The 16,011-nt window shown below is 67.1% G+C and carries 13 protein-coding genes; 10 read left to right on the top strand and 3 right to left on the bottom strand.

All coding sequences use genetic code 11. The features are described 5' to 3' along the window. Positions 1–55: 55 nt before the first annotated feature. Complete coding sequence (locus EDC02_RS06660; protein ID WP_123601198.1) at positions 56–757, bottom strand: pentapeptide repeat-containing protein; 702 nt, start codon at positions 755–757, stop codon at positions 56–58. 442 nt (positions 758–1,199) lie between these two features. On the opposite strand from EDC02_RS06660, the gene EDC02_RS06655 reads away from it, so the two are divergent. Continuing rightward, positions 1,200–1,574 (top strand): hypothetical protein, encoded by a 375-nt coding sequence (locus tag EDC02_RS06655; RefSeq protein WP_148083348.1) that lies wholly within the window; start codon positions 1,200–1,202, stop codon positions 1,572–1,574. 20 nt (positions 1,575–1,594) lie between these two features. On the opposite strand, the gene EDC02_RS06650 is transcribed toward EDC02_RS06655, so the two are convergent. Further along, positions 1,595–2,452 (bottom strand): hypothetical protein, encoded by an 858-nt coding sequence (locus tag EDC02_RS06650; RefSeq protein ID WP_123601196.1) that lies wholly within the window; start codon positions 2,450–2,452, stop codon positions 1,595–1,597. Between the two features lie 774 nt (positions 2,453–3,226). Between EDC02_RS06650 and EDC02_RS06645 the strand changes: the two genes are divergently transcribed. From EDC02_RS06645 to EDC02_RS06620, 6 genes are all read left to right on the top strand, one after another. Continuing rightward, positions 3,227–4,915 carry a replication-relaxation family protein gene (locus tag EDC02_RS06645; RefSeq protein WP_123601195.1) on the top strand — a complete coding sequence of 563 codons (1,689 nt, stop codon included), beginning with the start codon at positions 3,227–3,229 and terminating at the stop codon, positions 4,913–4,915. 881 nt (positions 4,916–5,796) lie between these two features. Continuing rightward, positions 5,797–6,018: a hypothetical protein gene (locus EDC02_RS06640; protein WP_123601194.1), complete on the top strand. Its 222-nt coding sequence runs from the start codon at positions 5,797–5,799 to the stop codon at positions 6,016–6,018. Between the two features lie 427 nt (positions 6,019–6,445). Next, positions 6,446–6,829, top strand: a complete 384-nt coding sequence (locus EDC02_RS06635) for a hypothetical protein (protein ID WP_148083347.1) — start codon at positions 6,446–6,448, stop codon at positions 6,827–6,829. Between the two features lie 24 nt (positions 6,830–6,853). Further along, positions 6,854–7,612 carry an ATP-binding cassette domain-containing protein gene (locus EDC02_RS06630; protein WP_123601192.1) on the top strand — a complete coding sequence of 253 codons (759 nt, stop codon included), beginning with the start codon at positions 6,854–6,856 and terminating at the stop codon, positions 7,610–7,612. A 35-nt stretch (positions 7,613–7,647) separates the two neighbouring features. Further along, positions 7,648–8,865, top strand: coding sequence for a hypothetical protein (locus tag EDC02_RS06625; protein ID WP_123601191.1), 1,218 nt, complete (start codon positions 7,648–7,650; stop codon positions 8,863–8,865). 44 nt (positions 8,866–8,909) lie between these two features. Beyond that, entirely contained in the window at positions 8,910–9,482 is a 573-nt protein-coding gene (locus tag EDC02_RS06620; protein ID WP_148083346.1) for a hypothetical protein, read from the top strand. Between the two features lie 29 nt (positions 9,483–9,511). On the opposite strand, the gene EDC02_RS06615 is transcribed toward EDC02_RS06620, so the two are convergent. After that, complete coding sequence (locus tag EDC02_RS06615; RefSeq protein WP_305036210.1) at positions 9,512–11,065, bottom strand: recombinase family protein; 1,554 nt, start codon at positions 11,063–11,065, stop codon at positions 9,512–9,514. A gap of 111 nt (positions 11,066–11,176) precedes the next feature. On the opposite strand from EDC02_RS06615, the gene EDC02_RS06610 reads away from it, so the two are divergent. From EDC02_RS06610 to EDC02_RS06600, 3 genes are all read left to right on the top strand, one after another. Then, positions 11,177–13,489, top strand: a complete 2,313-nt coding sequence (locus EDC02_RS06610; RefSeq protein WP_148083345.1) for a tetratricopeptide repeat protein — start codon at positions 11,177–11,179, stop codon at positions 13,487–13,489. 197 nt (positions 13,490–13,686) lie between these two features. Beyond that, complete coding sequence (locus EDC02_RS06605; RefSeq protein ID WP_305036219.1) at positions 13,687–15,150, top strand: NF041680 family putative transposase; 1,464 nt, start codon at positions 13,687–13,689, stop codon at positions 15,148–15,150. A gap of 358 nt (positions 15,151–15,508) precedes the next feature. Continuing rightward, entirely contained in the window at positions 15,509–15,880 is a 372-nt protein-coding gene (locus tag EDC02_RS06600; protein WP_158632072.1) for a hypothetical protein, read from the top strand. Positions 15,881–16,011 lie beyond the last annotated feature (131 nt).

The following is a 16,011-nucleotide window of genomic DNA, read 5'->3' as shown; positions in this document are numbered from 1 at the left end:
GGCCAGTCACCACTTCCAACTACCCTCCGTGGGGCCGGTGCCCGCCGCCCTGTCCTCATGCGTCATCACCCTCGATACGAATGCCCACCGCAGCCGCGAGCCCGTAAGAAAGGCTCATCAGATCCGTGTGATGCACAACAGCGCCCCGCCAACTCGACAGATCACCAACACCTGCCAGGTCGCAGCCACGAAACCGAGCACCGTCCATATCGGCATGGTGGAACACCGCACTGGTCAGATCGCAGTTCCGGAACGTTGCTCCCCGCAGGTCGGCATTCGTGAAGTCGGCGCTGGTCAAGTTGCATCCCTCAAACACCACCGCGTCAAACGCGGTCATCCGCCACGCTGACAAATCCGCACGGCACTCAGTGATGGTGACGTCCCGTACCAAGCCGTCAGCCCAGGTCAGACCAGTCGCCCGGCATTGCGCTAGTCGCGCCCTCGTCATACTGCCACCGTCGGCGCGCACATTGGCCAGGCTGGAGTCCGTGAAAAGGCAGTCGGTGAACGCGACCTGGTCCAGGCGGCAGCCCGACAAGTCGGCACCTCGGAAACGGCACTGCGTGAACGCCAGCGAATTAGCCTCCTGTCCTGCCAGGCTCAAACTGTAGAACGCTCGACGTTCAAGCTCCGACTCGGACTCTAACTCTGCGGATTCAAACAGCTCCAGTTCAGGTGGCGGCAAAGGACTTCGAGGCTCCCTCGCTCTACGCGGGGAGACGGAAGCACGCTTGGCAGGGGTGCGCCGCGAAGACATGCCCTACACCTTAGCCTCTTGCTCGTATGGACACGTCGCCGCAGATGGCAGCAGAAAGCGAGGTTCACTCGCGTCCAACGGGAGCCGGCTCGGTGGGCAGGACCCGGTAAGCATCCCGAGTGGGACAGGCCGAAGCCCAGCATCCTGCTCCGCTCTCAGCGAGTTGTGGCCGGATGAGCAGGTACACCACAGGTACACCACGAAGGCGCGACCGTCAGGTCATTCCTCAGGCATCAACTCCCCGGCGGCGAGAGACGGGGCTCGCGTTGTCGGCCCTGAGGGTGTCAAGCTGACGGGGTGGAGCGTGCTGCCGGACAGACCGTCGGAGGCCGCTGTGGCTGATGTTGACCGGTGGCGGGGAGCTGAGCTGCGTCGGCGGAGGTTGGCGGAGCGGTTGGCGTGGGAGTTGGCGCATCCGGACCCCGAGGCTCCGCGTGATGGGTTGAGTGATTTCGTGGCGGCTGCGGCGGTGCGGGTCCGGTGGGCCTCCGCTGTTGACGCTCAGGTTGCCTTCGACCATGCGCCGCGTGTGATCGCCCTGGGCGGTGAGTTCGGTCGTGTCGCCGGGCGTGGCGGTGTGGTCCTGTTCGTGCATTGCTTCGAGGGTGGGATGGACGACTGGAGCGTGGTCGTTCCGTGGGAGCCGTTCGCCGGGCCGGTGTTGGTGTGCGTGGACGGCTTGAAGGATCACTGTATGTGGATCTCTGAGGACGATCCGCCGGCGCGGGAGGCTCTGTCGCTGTTGCAAACGGAGATCGAGTTGGCGTTCGGCACCCGGGCGGCGCTGGCTGGTGACGGCGGCCCGCCTCCGGATTGACCCGGCGGGCACGGTGGTGGCTATCTCTGCTCGGGCGGGTCGTATCGGGCGGCCGGACGTATGGGTGTGGGTTCGATGAGGTCGTGTCGGCCGAGGAGTCTGGCGATGGTGGTGGCGACGCGGGAGCGTTGTTTGGAGGCGCTGGGTTCGCTGAGGTGCAGGTCGGCGGCGACCGCGCGAAGGGTTTCGCCGTTGAGGTAGGTGCGGCGGATCAGGGTGGCCTGGGTGTCGCTGATCGTCTGCCGGCCTGTGCGGGTGTTGGCCTGGGCGACGAGGCGGTTCAGGACGTCGTGGACGGTTTCCTGGTTGGCATCGGCTTCGGGGTTGCCGTGCTCGGAGCGGGGGATGCGGTCGTCGGGCAGCGCATCAAGGTCATACAGGGGTGGTGGATGTTGTCGTTTGCGTCCGCTGGCGTGGGTGTAGGCGGCGTCGGTGAGTCGGGGGAAGAGCTGCGGTGTGGTCAGGTCGAGGCGGTGCAGGGCGAACAGGAACTCGATGGCGAGGGTGTAGTGGGCCTGGGCGGCCGGGCCGGGGGCGAGGTGGGCGGTGAGCTTGTTGGCCTGGGTTCGGAGTTTCGGGTAGGCGACGCCGAGCGCGTACAGGTTCCAGTCGCCGCGGTGGGCGCGGGCGGTTTCGGCGAGGTGCCGCCAGGCCCGGTCCCGGATGGGGCCGGGGGCGCGCATGACGTGGAGGCGGAAGTCGACCATCGGTAGCGGGGTCGGCGGCATGTCCGGGTCGACGACGTTGCTCGGGATGTCCAGCGCGATGCGGGTGCGGGCCTGGGTCTCGATCTGGCCTAGGACGGTGAGGTCGGCCCGTCGTCGTGGTGGTCCCAGTCCGGCGTCGGACAGTGGGGTCGGCTGGTGCGGGGCGGGCACGGAGTATCCCTGTCAGCGACGCCGGTTGCCGGTACGGCGCGGTGTCGACATCCCGTCAGCCCTCCGTTCGTCGCTACTCACCACCGGAGCGGACCTGTCGCTCCCGGCCGTGACCACGAGCCTACGCGCGCAGGTGGCCAAGATTTTTCTCGCGCGAACGGAAAGTTCGACCACCCACGCTTCCCCTCTATAGGTAGAGGACCCCGGTCTTCCGTGTTTGCCGACAGTCGGCGCGTATCTGGATGAAGCCGACGGATCGCGTCTCAGGTTGAAGGGCTGTGGCCTGCGGTTTTCCAATCGGCGGCCCGGTTCTGTAATCCCATTGGTGAAGGGGTAGCTCGCCCCTCGCGGCTCGCGCCGGGGCTGTGGTCCACCCAACGGACACCCACCACCCGATCCCGTTGCGGCGGTGGCAGTGCGGGCTGTCCAGTCCCTGAAGGTGTCTGTCACCACCGCTCCTGACAGAAGTCCACCACCGACAGAGAGTGTCCGATTCATAGTTGAACGGGATAATTCGAGGTTGAACAGCAGCCTTCGCAGGGTTCACCCCGGTCCAGGTACTGACAGAAGGTGTCCGGTCCGGGTGTCGGTCCGTGCCCGGTGCGGTGCGGCTGTCAGGGGTTGCGGACTGCTCTGCACCCGATCCGCAGCCCAACACGGCGTGAACACGCAGGTCAACCCGACTTCGCCGATCTTCATGGACCGGCGACTGACATAGATGTCAACTCTTCCCCCAGGGATGCGCTTATCAGCGCGACAGCGAAAGGCAAGCTGATGTCGTCCGGAACCACCCTACGGCTGCGGGCCTCCGGCGGCCCCAGCGAACAACTCCTGCTCCTGCTCAACGACCACCGGGTCATGACCACCGACCAGCTCGCCCGCGCCACATCGACCCCGGCCCGCACCGTGCTGTACCGGCTCGAACAACTCCGTGCCGCCGGCATGGTCGACTATGACCGGCCCGGCCGCCACACCGGCAGCGCACCCCACCACTGGTGGCTACGGCCCGCCGGAGCACGCCTGATCACCGGCACCGCCGCCGCTGACGGCCGCCGACCCTCGGCGATGTTCTCCGCCCACGCCGCCACCATCACCGAGGTGTGGCTCGCCCTGCGCGACCACGGCCCGCCCGCCGGACTCACCATGACCGGCTGGGCGACCGACCGGGCCGGGTGGCAGGAATGGGACGGCCCCACCTCCGCGTGGGGCGGCACCACCACCAAGCGCCTCACCCCCGACGCCGTGTACGAAGCCACCCTGCCCGACGGAAGGACGACGGCGGCATTCGTGGAGATCGACCTCGCCTCCATGACCCAGAACCAGCTCAGAGCCAAACTCGACCGGTACCGCGCCTACACCCGCGACCAGGCATGGCAGGGTCGGTTCCCGCACTGCCCACCCCTGCTGCTGTTCACCACCACCGCCCACCGGGCCGTCACCTTCACCCGCAACGCCGCCAAACACCTCCGCGAAGAGAAACCCTCCACCCTCTACCAACGACACGTCACCGACTATGACCTGATCGCCGAACACGGCCGGCTCATCGTCGCCGCGACCGGCCTCGTCCGCGACCCCGCCCGCGCCGTCACGGCCCACGCCTGGAACCTCACCGACCCCGAGGCCGCCGAAACCACGATCACCGCGATCCTCACCGAACGCGCCACCGTCACCACCGCCGCCCGACCCGCCTACCACCGCAAACACGCCGCCGAACTCGCCGGCCAACGCGCCCACACCCTGCGCGACCTGGCCCGCCACCCACAGCAACTCGAACCGGACCTCGGCCCCGCCGCCGTCGACCTGCTGGCCTACCTGTTCGACCGCGATCACGACCCCCGCAACCCGTTCACCCCCAACCTCGACACGACTCGCGTTTTGGCCGCGCTCGCCGACTGGTGGCGACACCACCCCCACGACCCCGCCACCGCTAAGACGCTGCGCACCGCGCTCACCCGGGCACACCACACCGCCTGGTCCCACCAGGTCCACCACCTCGCCCACCTCACCGCAACTGGAGGCGACCGGCCCGCCTGGTACACCGCCGCCACCCACCTCGCACGACAACGCCTACTCACCCCCACCGAACACCACCGGCTCGACCACTCCCGCACCCGTGAACAAGCCCAGGCCGACGTCTGGCGCGACTGGCAACCCCCCGACCACAACCACTACCGCGTCCGGCTCACCTATCCCGAGTGGCGTGACGAACACGTCGACCGGCGGTGGCGTGCACTGTCCTGGTGGCAACGCCACCACACCCACCGCGACACCCTCACCGCCGCGTTCGACGACGAACACCTCACCGCCTGCGCCCGCTGCCGGTTGACCCTGCCCACCAACGACACCGACAACTGCCCCGGCTGCCACCACCACCAACGCCTACCCCACACCCAACGACACTCGATCACCCCACTGGCCGACCTCATCACAGCACTGCTCGCCAAGACAGCCGACGGCCCCTGACCACCCGCACCATTGGAATCTCGACCGCGCCCGGTCGAGATTGATAAGCAATGGCCATATCTCGCTCCGCGAGATTGGCGGCCAATTGCCATATCTTGCTGCGCGGCCGGACGGCGCGTACGCGAGATCTGGTAACCGGTACTACAACTTGCTGCCCCGGCCCGGCCTTCACGGGAACTGTCACCGTAACTGCGCTACGGGGCGCGTACCAATCAATACGGAACGGTACAGCACGGCACGAGCGGCGTACGGCACCGCGAGCGTGTCGCAAGGGGTGCCGCCGGCCGCTCCGACGTAGGCGGGACCGGTGCCGCCGTGCTGGTAACACCCATCGCCCCGGCGGTCTGGGCGCTACCGGTAGCCCTCTAGCACCAGCCGGGCGTGGTAACGCCTATGCGCACCTGGTAACGCCTCGACCTTGATACCCGGACACGAATCTGTGCACTTCATGACACCCATTGTCCCGGCTCGTGCCGGATCTGATCGCCTCGTTCCGCCTGGTGCCGGAAACGGCTGTCACCGGGGGCTACGGGTAGCGCGGGTGGTAACGCCCCCGCGTCATTCTCAAATGAAGGAAAGGCGAAAAGCGATGACCGCAGTGAACCGGAAACCAGCGGAACCGACCGTGGAGGACGATGGCCACAAGCCAGACGACACCTGACCCACGCCGTCGCCCACCAGGCGACAAGGGAACGCTCCACCAGCCACAGCCCGAGAGCGACCCCACCCCCGCCGACCACCCGACCCGCCAGCCCAACGCCAGGGGGACGTTACCGCTGGCCACCCCTCCACCCCGCACCCGAACAACAGCCTGCATCAGCCGACCGGACCCGCCAGCCCCACCCAACCACGACCACGCAAAGGACACCGACCCATCGGAGGTGAAGGCGATCATGCGGGAACGCCTCGCCGCGATGGCCGCGCCCCGCGACACCGACGACCCCGAACTGGCGGCACTGCGGGCCATCCTCCGCGACCAGGCGTTGATGGCCCACGTCACCGCCAACGTCGACCAGTGGCCGCCGCTCACGGACGCGCAGCGCGCCACCGTCGCCGCGCTACTCGGCCGACGTCGACGGCAGACGAGACGCAGCGACGGATAGAGACAAACGCGCGCGTGGCGGGGCACTCCTTCGGGAGTGCCCCGCCCGGCAGCGGAGCCGCCGTCGGGACCGACCAGTGCACGTTGTGTGCATCGGGAATCGTTATTGCCCGTGAAACGCGACAGCTGTGGCGGCCGGGGCGGGCGTGGAGCTTGCGCCCTGGTGAATCAGTCAAGAATTCGTCCCGACTCTGAAGATCATTCCTTCGGACGCCGAACATGCCGCCGAAGCAATTTGTCTGATTTGGAGAGTTGCTGCTGATTTCTGTGAGTGCATTCGGAATGTGGATGAGTTGAGAGTTCTCCGAATGACTGTCTGTGACGGGGTCGCGCATTGACCCTGGGCGCTGGCGAGTGGTGTAGTGAATTCAGCCAGTCACTGTCGAGACGTTCGTTGGTCATCCTGGAACGAAGATCTGGAGAATCGCATGAGGCGATTGATCGGAGCCGTGTTGGCGGGAGCTCTTGGGTTGTCCGTCCTGGCGGTCGCCAGTCCGGCATGGGCAGACCCGCCGGGCTGCTCCCAGGGCAACATCGCCCTTAGCCAGAGCGGTGGCTATATGACGGCGTGGAACAACGCGTCGTGCTCCTCGTCGGCGACTCGCACCTTCCGCGTCGAGATCAAGAGGCACGTGACACTGTTGCCCGACCCCGTGGTGTCCAGCTACGACGACTACTATACCGGTACCCTCTATATCGCCAGCACCAGTAGCTGTGATGGCGGACGGAGCGCCAACTACTACGGCCGTTCGTTCTTCACCTCTCACCCGACCTACATGGACACCGGGAACCTGCTGGTGAACACCTGCTGAACTCAACCGATCGGGGGGATCGTGATGGATGACCCAGTCGTGGGGCGTGGGCTGACGCAGCGATACGGGAAACGTAAAGTATTTCACGATCTTGACGTCATCGTTCCGGCCGGGGTGACGGTCCTCCTAGGGCCAAATGGCGCTGGAAAAACGACACTGCTGAGCACCATCGTGGGCCTCAAACGCCCAGAGTCGGGAACTCTTCACGTCCTCGGTCGCGATGTTCTGCGTCGAGGCGGTCTCCGGGCCGTCGCGGCGCGTGTCGGGTTCCTGCCGCAGGTCGTATCCCACTATCCCGGCTACACCGTCCGGGAATTCGTCGCCTACGCCGCATGGCTCAAGGGCGTCGCAGGACGGAATATCGACGCGAAGGTGGATCGGGCAGTCGGGCTGATGGGCCTGACCGATCAGGCCAGCTCCCGCATGGGAATCCTGTCGGGCGGCATGCTGCGCCGGGCGGGTATCGCGCACGCCATCGTCCATGAGCCGGCGCTGCTCATCCTCGACGAGCCGGCGGCTGGTCTCGATCCACAGCAACGGATCGAATTGCGCCGCGTTCTACGTACGCTAGCCGGCGATGCGGCAGTGCTGGTCAGTACGCACGTGGTGGAGGATGCCCGGCATGTCGCGGACACCGTCGTGGTTCTCCATGGTGGTGCGGTGGCGTTCACGGGAACCGTCGGAGAGCTGGAGAGCCTGGCCAGTTCGGAAGGGGACGGGGACAGCGATCTGGAGCGCGGCTACCTCGCCACACTGCGTCACTCGCGGGTGGTGTCTGTGTGACTCTGATCCGTATCGAGTTACGCCGAGGACCAGGTTTGTGGACCCTTCCGGTCCTGGTGGCCGTCGGCGTGTTCATGGCCCGCGCCCAGCTGAGCACCGACACCGTCTGGTCGTATGCCACGGGCGCGGCGGCAAGCGCCCCGGTGCTGATGGCTCCGCTGGGTGCGGGCATCGCCGCCTGGGCGGGAGGACGATCGCAGCGTCGCGGCACGCGCTACGCCTGGCTTCTGGCAGGCCGGGATCCGGCGCAGGCTCCGCTGGTCGAGGCCGGCGTGCTGGTGGCGTGCGCCGTCACCGCCTACGGCCTGGTCACGGCGGCAACGCTGCTGCCCACAGCGGCTTCAGCGACGTGGGGTGGACCGTTCTGGTGGTGGCTGGCTTCCGCCGGTATGGGGTTCACCGCCGTGATCGCGGTCGCCTACGCCGTTGGTGTCCTACTGCCGGGTCGGTTCACCCCGTTCGTGGCGGCTCTGGTCACCTACCTGTCGACCATCTTGAACCTTGGGCAAAGCGGGACCACGTACGCGCTGTTCCCGATCACCGTCGAGATCGTCCTGCCGTTCAACACGCCACACACCCCGACGATGCGAGGCCAGATCCTGTGGTTCGCCGGCCTTGGTCTGCTGGCCCTCACCCTGGTCGCCAACAAGGTCCGCTCCCCGGCTCGGTCGGTGATCCCAGCAGCTGCCCTGTCGGCAGCACTTGTCGTCGCTGGCGCCGCAACCGTGATCGGCGAGAACGGCCGATCCACCACCCTGAACCGCCACATCACCTGGTCCTGCGTTGGCTCCTCACCCGAGGTCTGCGTCCACCCCGCCTTTACCAGCAGCATCTCGGCGATCAGACAACGAGCACAGGCCATCGGCCAGCGACTGGAATCCACACCGTTCGCCATCACCCGGGTCGAGCACCGCCCCCGAGGCGTCGGCGGTCAGCCCACACCCGGCGCGATCGCCTTCGCCCTCGACGCCCCCAGCGCCGACCATTACGACCGCGCAGGCATCGACATCGCCATCGCAGCTCTCGGCGCTGACTCCTGCGCCGTGGGACGCGAGACCAGCGGTCACGCGATGGCCCAACTACTCGTCGCATGGGCAGCGGGCAACGAGAGCCTGTTCATCCCACGAGACACCGCGCAGCAGCACGCCAAAATCCGCTTCCTTCGCCTGCCACTGACCGCTCAGCAGCAGTGGCTGACCGTCCACGCCGACGTCGTCCGTCAGTGTTCCGTGACCCCCGGCGCGTTCACATGATCGGTCACCGGCTCCTGACCAAATCGCGACGAGCGGTGCCCCTGTTGCTCACCCTCGTCATCGTCGCGGCCGTCTCCCGGGAACTCGCCGGCCAGCACCTGATCATCGGCACCACCACACCGATCCCACTGCCATGGGCCGCAGTCCTTCCCGCGATCACCGCCTACCTCACGACCATCGCCATCTGGTCCACCCTGCCACTGCAGGAACACCTCGCCGTTCGCCGCGTCGACCGATACGACCTGTTCTACCTCACCGCCGCAGCCGCCGTCGGCGTCGGGCTCGTCGCCTGGGCCGCCCAACCAGTCACCGGCACCATCACCGCACCCGGCGCCATCCGCAACTACCTCGGACTACTCGGATACACCCTGATCGGAACAACGTTCTTCCACACCACCATGGGCTGGACCATCCCTACCACCCTGCTCACCACCGGCCTGGTCACCGCCGGTGCCGGCATCGATCTGCCCCCGCTGGACTGGCCAGCCCGCCACGACACCGACCCCAGCTCCTGGGCCGCCGCCATCACGATCCTCGTCGCAGGTGTCGCCACCTACGCCAACCCCACCCGACGACGCGTCCACGCACGACGCGCAGCCCACACCCCACCTCAATAGCAGGCGCGCACCCAGAAAGGGCACAGCGGCTACACGGCGGCCAAGGTACCGAGGTCATGTTTCGGCTCGATGCGCACCGTGGTCGGGTCGAACCCGCGGCCCTTCCGCCCGGACGGCAGAATCGTGACGGTCATCAGCCGGTCGATCACCACCCGCTTGTCAGCGAGAGGCGCGTCGCGCCACGCCGCCACCGGGTCCGGGGCATTCACCAACGGCGACAACGGATCACTACCCACGTTCGCGTGCAACTGGGCGTCGATCTCGGCGACCATCGCGGCGGCCTCACGCCGGGCGTCCCGTGCGTACTCCCGAGTCTCCAACCCCCGCAACTCATCCGCCAGAATCCGCTTCACGCGTTGCTGGATCGCGGCCCGCTGCGCCCGTAACCCCTCCACATCGACCTGCGGGGCAGGCTCGGCCAGCAACTCGAACGCACGCGGATGCGTCACCGCGTACACCACATGCGCGAACACCGCCGCGTCCACATGCGCCTGATTACGGGCCAGATGGTTACGCGCCTTACACGTGTACCGAGGCGCACGCCCCGCGACGGTGACATGAACCGTCACCGGACGCTCCGTCTCCACACCCGGCGGAAGACACACCCCGCACCGGTAGATCCCCGACCCCACCCACCGTGCCGCCGCCCCCGGCCCGGACCGCCGGGACGGATCCGTCAACAGATCCCGCACGGCGAAGAACACCGCCGGATCGACGATCGGCTTCCACGGCGCGACCACCCCCTCCAGGATCTGCCCGCCGTACACCATGAACCCCGCGTTACGCGGACGCAGCAGAATGTCCCGCAACCCCTCGGCGGACCACGCCGCACCACCCACCGTCGACACCGACCCCGCCCGCAACTCCGCCGCCAACGACCGCAAGGACGCCCCCTGCAGCAGCCGCTGTGAACAGTCCTCGATCACCGACGCCTCCACCTCGACACGCGTGACACCGCTCTGACAGTCCCGGCCACCGTGCCACGAGCACACATACTGGCCAGGGTCACCGGTCCCGACCGGCGGCGGACCACCACAGAACCCGAACGGCCGCCGACCCCCACCCCACTGACCGTGCATCGCCTGCCGCAACCGCTCCCCACGGACCCGCCGCCCCGTGTCCCGGCTGGCCTTGTTCGCCATCGTCACCATCACCCGCGCCAGAGTGATCTCCGAATCCGTACCCCCATCGGTGAACCGCAACGACCCCGACAACGACTGCGCGTTCGCACCCGTCTCCTGAACGGCATCGATCATGTCCTCCAGATCCCGAGGATCACGCACCGCCCGGTCCAGGTCCACCGCCAACACCGCCTGCGACCGACGGCCCCGCACCCGGTCCAACAACCGGGTGAACCCCGGCCGGATCACCCGCAACACCGTCGACCCGTCCGGCAGCCGGATCTTGCGCCGTTTGAACGCCGACGCCGGTTTAGGCTTGCCGTTAGCCATGTCGTTCTCGACAATGACCTCACCGACCGTCCACCCGAGCTGACCCGCACGGTCCCGCAACAACCGCTCGTGTTCCACGAGCCCCTTGCTCTCACCATCGCTGTTCAAGTCCTCGACCCGCAGGTCAGACAAGCGAAGGTACAGATCCACAACCGTTGGAGGAGTATCAATGTCCATGCACCAACTATGTGCTAGAACCGGGGACCGGGCAAGACCGCCCTCGCCGTGCACTGGGCGCACCGGATGGCCGATCGATTCCCGGACGGGCAGCTGTACATAGATCTACGCGGGTATTCGCTCGATCCGCCACTCGCGCCGGTCGAGGCCTTGGCCCGGTTCCTTCATGCCCTCGGCATGCCGGTGGAGCAGGTACCGGCCGCGACGGACGAGGCGGCCGCAGCGTACCGGAGCCTGCTGGCAGGCAAGCAGATGTTGATCCTGTTGGACAACGCAGCCAGCGCCGAACAGGTCCGGCCGTTGCTTCCCGGCGGGGCCCGATCCGTCGTGGTGGTGACCAGCCGGGACCAGCTTGGCGGACTGGTTGCAATCGACGGCGCCCGCCGACTCAGCCTGGATGTGCTCACCAGTGAGGAAGCTCATGCTCTGCTGACCCGCATGTTAGGCGCCGAACGGGTCGAGGCCGAGCACGGACCGACCGCGGAACTCGCGCGGCTGTGTAGCTATCTGCCGTTGGCCCTGCGGATCGCCGCCGCGAACCTGGCCGGCCGACCGAAGCACCCCATCGCGGAATACACGGCTCGGCTGCGAAGCGGTGACCCGGCGACGACTCTGGCGGTGGCCGGCGATGCACGCAGCGCCGTCACCGTCGCGTTCGACCTCTCCTACGACCGCCTGCCCGGGTCCGCCCGTCGGCTGTTTCGATTGGTGGGGCTCACGCCCGGCCCGGATGTCACCGCAGAGGCCGCTGCAGCGCTCGCTGACATCAGCATCGATCAGGCTCGCAGTTCGCTGGAGATGCTGGCCGACGCCCACCTGGTCACGGAGCACGCAGTCGGCCGGTACACATGTCACGACTTGATCCGCCGCTACGCATCGAACCGAGCTGAGCACGAAGAGTCAGATGCCGCTCGTGACGCTGCTCTCGCGGGCGTTTATGCCTACTACCTCAACTCCGTCGACGTAGCGGCCCAGCTGCTGTATCCGGAGAAGTTGAGGCTGCCTCCGACCGTCGACCCGACAGTGGCGACGGTCTCGCTTCACGACCATTCTCAGGCACTGGCCTGGCTCGATGGTGAACGGGCCAGCCTGGTCGCCATGGTGAGATGGGCGGCGATGTACGGCCCCCGACAAATGGCGTGGCGGCTTGGCGATGCCTTGCGTGGGTATTTCTGGCTGTGTCGGGACGTGGTCGGCTGGTTGGCTGTCGGGGAGGCCGCACTGTCGGCGGCACGTACCGACAGAGCTGCCGATGGCGAGGCTGCCGCACAGATCAACCTCGCCGACGCCTACCTTTCCATCTACCACTATCCACGAGCAATCGAGCATTACCAGTTTGCTTCGGTGATTGCAGAGCAGGTCGGGCTACCCAAGGTCAGATCTGCGGTCCTGAACAATCTCGGCGAGGTGCACCGGGAATGTGGACGGCTGCGAGAAGCCGCCGATTGCTACGCGCAGGCCTTGGCGCTGGCCCACCAGCTCGGCAAAGGCGATGGTGTAGCCCTGCAGCTCGGAAATCTCGGCAGCGTCTACCGGGCGCTGGGTCAGTTGGCGACCGCTGTGGACCACCACTCACAGGCATTGGCCATGCATCGTCGGTACGGCCGACGAACGCTGGAGGCAGTCACTCTGCGGGAGCTCGGTGAGGCCTACCACGTTCTGGGCGATTTCCACCGGGCACGTGGACAGTTGACCGAAGGCCTGGCGGTGCACCGGCTGGTGGGGGACCTGGCTGGAGAGGCGGAGGCCCTGCGATGCCTTGCCGCGCTTCATCGAGACACGGCCACACCGAAGATCGAGCTTTCGCGGTCCGCCATAGCCATCGCCCAGGAACTCGGCGACCGAGGGCTCGAAGCCCACACCCGCAACACCCACGCCACAGTTCACTGCAGGCTCGGCCATCTCGAGCAGGCCTTTGAGCACCACCGGCGCGCGCTACAGGTGGCACGGGAGATCCATCTCGTCAGGGTCCAGGCCGAGGCGCTCATCGGCCTGGCAGCCGCCTACCAGCGACTCAACAACCATGAAGAGACCCGCAACCAGCTGGGTCAGGCTCTCGTAATTACCCGGAACTGCGAGTTCCGTCTCCTGCACGGACAGGCGCTTACCGGCCTCGCCGTACTCCACCTCAGCGAGGGCGACGCCGGTCAGGCACGAGCCATGGGCGAGGAGGCGCTTGCCATCCAGACCGAGACGGGCCACCAGCTCGGACAGGCCCGCATCCACCTGGTACTTGGTCACGCCCGGAGCTGCACGGGTGACAGCCATGCCGCGCAGGAGCACTGGGAGCGGTCGGACACGATACTCGCCGGGCTCGGCATCGTGGAGGATCACGAGTTCGCAGCCCTATATCCCGCGCCCGACCCACGCTTCGGCTAGCTTGATTTTTAACCCGTCGGTGGCGGGCGCCGGTTGCTCCTGTGAGGATTCCGGCGTGTCGGGCTGACGTGGGAACGGCCACCGTTGATGATCTTCGGGTTCCCTGGCAAGGACGCGAGATCAAGGCGGTGGCCGTGGCCACGATTTTGGACCATCTGAGTGGGCTGGTGTTACCCGGCTCTGTCTCGACCGGGCCGGTGAGGGATCCGGCGGAGGTGTTGGCCGGGTTTCGGCGGGACTTCCACCAGGCCCTGTCACGGCGGTCGGATGCGTTGTTCGAGTTGACCGACGCGGTGTTGTGCGCGGATGGGCCGGTGCGGTCGTTGCCCGGGTTGTCGCTGGTAGCGGAGTACCGCCGTGGGCACGGCGCGTTGTACGACGCCTTGGCCGCCGGGCGGGTTGACGTGCAACGGCTGCGTACGGCGGTGGCGGCGGTGCCGCCGCCGCGGGCGGCTGACGGGCGGCTCGTCCTGGCCGTGGATGTGACGTGCTGGCTGCGGCCGGAGGCGCACACGTCGCCGGAGCGGATCCTGTGTCACACCTACGGCCGTGGCAGGGACCAGCACATCGGAGTTCCGGGCTGGCCGTATGCGTTCGTTGTGGCGTTGGAGACCGGCCGCACCTCGTGGACCGCACCGCTGGACGCGGTCCGCTTGGCTCCGGGTGCGGATCTGGCGGCGGTGACCGCCGCCCAGTTGCGGGACGTGGTCGGCCGGTTGATCGCCGCCGGCCATTGGCGGCCCGGCGATCCGCAGGTCTGGGTGGTGATGGACGCAGGCTACGACGCGGCCCGCCTGGCCTGGCTGCTGCGGGACCTGCCGGTGCGCGTCCTGGCCAGGCTGCGCTCGGACAGGGTCCTGCGCCGACCCGCGCCACCACCGCTGCCCGGCCGGCGGGGCCGGCTGCCCCGCCACGGCGCCGAGTTCATCTTCGGCGACCCCCGCAGTTGGGGTGCCCCGGATGTGACCACGGTGACCGATACCCGCCTCTACGGCACCGTCACCGCCCGAGCCTGGCACCGCTTGCATCCGAGACTGACCCGCCGCGCGGCCTGGACCGACTGCCCTGCACTGCCGATCCTGGAAGGCACCGTGATCCGTCTCGACGTCGGGCGGCTGCCGTCGGGCGCGACCGCGAAACCGGTATGGTTGTGGTGGTCCACCGGTATCGACCACGAGCCGGGCCACGATCCCAGCCCGGATCCGGCGATGATCGACCTGTTGTGGCAGGCGTTCCTACGCCGCTTCGACATCGAGCACACGTTCCGGCTGTTCAAGCAGACCCTCGGCTGGACAGTGCCGAAACTGCGCGACCCGCACGCCGCCGACCGGTGGACCTGGCTGATCATCGCCGCCTACACGCAGCTGAGGCTGGCCCGGCCACTGGCCGCCGACCTGCGTCACCCATGGGAACGACCAGCGCCACCCGAACGGCTCACCCCATCCCGGGTCCGCCGCGGATTTCGGCACCTACGTCCGACAAGCACCTGCCCCGCCAGCGCGCCGAAACCCACCCGGCCAGGCCCCGGACGACCACCCGGCACACCCAACCGTCACCCCACCCGCCGCTACGACGTCCACACCGTCACCAGCAGCCAAACCGGGAAGACGACCTCCAGAAAGAAGAAATCGGCCAATCCCAGACCACGCCGCACAGGTTAAAGATCAAGCTAGCACCAGCGTCACCGCCGACCCGCTTCACCGTCCCCTAACCATCATTTTTTTACCATTTTTACACATTTTATGACAGCATCGGGCATCGAAGAAAGGTGAAGCAAGCCCTAACCGCCTTGCCAAGCGATGCAAGTTCCGGCCAAGTGCCGGTTCAGATCCTGGCCGAATGATCGGTGGATCTCGACCCTGGTAGGTAGACAGACAGACCTGGAGTTCAGATCCGGCAACACGCACTTTTCACCCAGCGCCTGTCGGATTTGCAATTCCGCAACCGAAGGGACGAAAAATGCACCCCGTTAGACGAGACATCCGGCGCCTACTGGCGCTCGCCAGCACCGTCGCCGTCATGATCGGCATCACCCTCTCCCCGGCGCAGGCCGCAAACCTCGGCACCAAGCTCGACAAGGGCGAGCAGTTGCACCACGGTGACTACATCCAGCGGACAATTTCCGACAAGTCCCAGGTCCGGCTGACCATGCAGAGCGACGGGAATCTCGTACTCCGCAACGTCAAGACGAAGCGGGCCTGTTGGAGCGCAAAGACCACCGGCAGCGGAAAGCGTGCGGTGTACCAGAACGACGGAAACTTTGTCGTCTACAACCTGGCTGGCCGCGCTGTCTGGGCAAGCGGGAAACGCAAGGGCAGCACCGTTGACATCAACGCCAGCGGCGTTCTCTACGTCGGGTACACCGCAATCTCCCCGACCTGTTTCAGCTGATCGACGAGAGCCGCACCGGTCCGGGGCGCGCTGGTACTGGCGCCCCGGACCGCCATGACCTCACCACCGTGCCCCGCTGGATAGCCGCCGGCTGGACCGCCCTCAGCCTCGGCTACCGCGCATGACCGTCA

Source organism: Micromonospora sp. Llam0 (assembly GCF_003751085.1).
GTDB lineage: Bacteria > Actinomycetota > Actinomycetes > Mycobacteriales > Micromonosporaceae > Micromonospora_E.
The sequence above is the reverse complement of the archived record's forward strand: the minus strand, read 5'-3'. Positions and strand labels throughout refer to the sequence as shown.